Origin of the sequence: Gemmobacter megaterium, assembly GCF_900156815.1 — a bacterium.
GTDB lineage: Bacteria > Pseudomonadota > Alphaproteobacteria > Rhodobacterales > Rhodobacteraceae > Wagnerdoeblera > Wagnerdoeblera megaterium.
Genome location: NZ_FTOT01000040.1, coordinates 1 through 1,442 on the forward strand (window position 1 = coordinate 1; position 1,442 = coordinate 1,442).

Sequence of the window (1,442 nt, forward strand, 5' to 3'; positions counted from 1 at the left end):
GACTCAAACAATCGGGTTTTTTGCGTTGCGAATTCTTGTCAACACCTGGTCAACGTTTTACGAGCCCCCCATCGACGGGGCGGATAATCGTCGCCAGTACCGTCACAGCACCAACTCATAGTGCGTGCTGCGGCCGCCGCCTTCGCCCTTCCGCAGCAGACCGAGGTCCAGTAGAGCCGTGATGTCACGGTTCGCAGTGTCCTGCGAGCACTTGGCGATGATGGCCCACTTCGAAGAGGTCATCTTGCCCTCGAACCCATCAAGCAAGCGGTTCAGCACCTTGATCTGACGTTCGTTCAGCGCCAGCGCCGCAGTGCGTTCCCAGAACTGCCCCTTGGCGACGACCGCAGCCAAGACGCCGTCGGCACCGTGAACCGCGCGGCCGAGGCAGTTAAGGAACCACAGGAGCCATGATGTGACGTCCGTGCCCCCCTTCTGAGTGCGCTCGAGCTGCTCGTAGTAGGCGTTCCGCTCGGTCCTGATCTGCGCGGACATGCTGTAGAACCGCTGCGAGCTTCCCTCCGAACGGGCAAGCGCCAGGTCGGCGATGGCGCGGGCGATGCGGCCGTTGCCGTCCTCGAAAGGGTGGATCGTCACGAACCACAGATGCGCCAACGCCGCCTTGATCACCGGATCGGTGGCCAGCGGTGCGTTGAACCATGTGAGGAAGGCTTCCATCTCCGCCACGACCCGCGGTGCGGGTGGGGCGGAGTAGTGGACTCTCTCCCGGCCAAAGGGCCCGGACACCACCTGCATCGGGCCGGTGCTGTCATCACGCCAATCGCCGACGATGATCTTCGTCATGCCGCTGCGTCCGGTGGGGAACAAAGCCGAATGCCAGCCGAAAAGGCGCTCGGCGGTGAGCGGGGCCTGAAAGTTCCGCGTTGCGTCCAGCATCACCTCGACAATGCCTTCCAAATTGCGATCGGTCGGAGGCAGGGCGCCGATGTCGATACCAAGCCGTCGGGCGAGGGATGACCGCACCTGAGTGGCGTCCAGCTGTTCGCCCTCGATCTCGCTTGTCTTGACGACGTCCTGCGTCAGGGTCTGCAGGACCGCCTCCTCGCGTAGCTTGAAGCCCAGCGCTTCCATCCGGCCTATCAGTCGCCCCTGGTCGTGACGCACTGCAGCCAGGGGCGCAGCAATGCTGCCGTCCTGCCAGGTTAGCCTGGGCCAGTCTGTTTGTTCCCAGATGTACACGACATTCTCCGCGCTAGGTGAGGCGATTGTGGGCCGCATTCTCCGCAAGCGCAAGGAAAAACACCGCACAATATGCGGAGAATGTGGGAGCTAATCTCCGCACGACACGAACGCGCGGTTTCGTCGCTTGTCGGCCAATGAAGCTGTAGACTGTTGATTGCCACTGAGATTTGACCCGGCGTTGTCACCGAGAACTGACCCACCCAATGGTTATGTTCTGCGTGTTATGATGGCGTCAATGC

General features: G+C 61.9%; 1 protein-coding gene. It reads right to left on the minus strand.

The window, feature by feature from the left end:
• Nucleotides 1-102: 102 nt before the first annotated feature.
• Entirely contained in the window at nt 103-1,200 is a 1,098-nt protein-coding gene (locus tag BW970_RS20235) for a Fic family protein (protein WP_229740583.1), read from the minus strand.
• Nucleotides 1,201-1,442 lie beyond the last annotated feature (242 nt).